2 protein-coding genes are annotated in these 1072 nt (G+C 73.7%); one reads left to right on the forward strand and one right to left on the reverse strand.

The window, feature by feature from the left end; genetic code table 11:
• Window positions 1–172 precede the first annotated feature (172 nt).
• On the forward strand, window positions 173–697 hold the full coding sequence (locus ACFV5N_RS27995) for a GNAT family N-acetyltransferase (protein ID WP_385605390.1): 525 nt from the start codon (window positions 173–175) through the stop codon (window positions 695–697).
• Between the two features lie 22 nt (window positions 698–719).
• On the opposite strand, the gene ACFV5N_RS28000 is transcribed toward ACFV5N_RS27995, so the two are convergent.
• On the reverse strand, window positions 720–1072 hold a 353-nt coding region (locus ACFV5N_RS28000; protein WP_385605393.1), incomplete at its 5' end, for a MazG-like family protein.

The raw sequence follows: 1072 nt of genomic DNA on the forward strand, positions 1-1072 counted from the left end.
CGAAGGAAGCCCGAAGCCAATCCTCCAGGAAAGAGGGTGGATCGCGTGGACCGCTGCATCGTCCTGGTGGACGCCGGGTATCTGCTGGGGGCCGCGCCCTGACGCCGCGTCACGGCGACAACGCCGGCACCGATCCCGTCCGTACCGGAGCCCGCACCCGTGGAGGAACAGGATGACGCCGCACGTACGCACCGCTCACACCGCGGAACTGTCCACCCCGACCCTGCGCGCCATCCGGGGCCTGCTCGGGCTCGCCGAACACGACTGGGACCACACCCTCGGCGGCCTGCACACCCTGGTGTGGGACAGCGACGGCGACCGGCTGATCGCGCACGGCGCGGTGGTGCAACGCCGCCTCATCCACGCCGGACGGGCGCTGCGTACCGGCTACATCGAGGCGCTGGGCGTGCACCCCGACCACCGGGGCCGGGGCCACGGCCGCACCGTGACGGGCGTCCTGGAGCGGGTGATCGCGGCGGCGTACGACCTCGGCGCGCTGTCCGCCCGGCCCGGGACGGCGCCGTACTGGCAGGACCGCGGCTGGCAGCAGTGGCAGGGCCGCACCTGGGCGCTGACCCCGATGGGCATCGCCCGCACCGAGGAGTGGGACGGCACGGTCCACATCCTGCCCGGCCAGGTCCCGCTGGACGTGACGGGCGAACTGGTCTGCGACTGGCGCGACGGCGACATCTGGTGAGCCGCCGCGCGGTCCCGGCCGGTCAGCCGGCGGCCGCGGGCGGCAGGGACCGGGCGGCCACGCGGCGCAGATGCTCCTCGAAGACCTGCCGGGCGTCGGGCGTGAAGGAGGACAGGGCGACCATGCAGGTGATGATCACGTCGCACAACTCGGCGTGGACGTCCGCCCAGTCGTGACTGAACCCCTTGCGCGGGTTGGCCCCCAGTGCCCCGTTCACCGCCTGGGCGACCTCACCGGCCTCCTCGGCGATCTTCAGCACCCGCAACAGCCGCCGGACGTCCGGCGGCTGCCCGTCCCGCTCGTCCAGCCAGGCCGTCAGCCGCCCGACTTCCGCCCACGCGTCCTCGTCCACGGGGGAACCGTACGGTACTACGC

Origin of the sequence: Streptomyces sp. NPDC059853, assembly GCF_042731495.1 — a bacterium.
Lineage (GTDB): Bacteria > Actinomycetota > Actinomycetes > Streptomycetales > Streptomycetaceae > Streptomyces.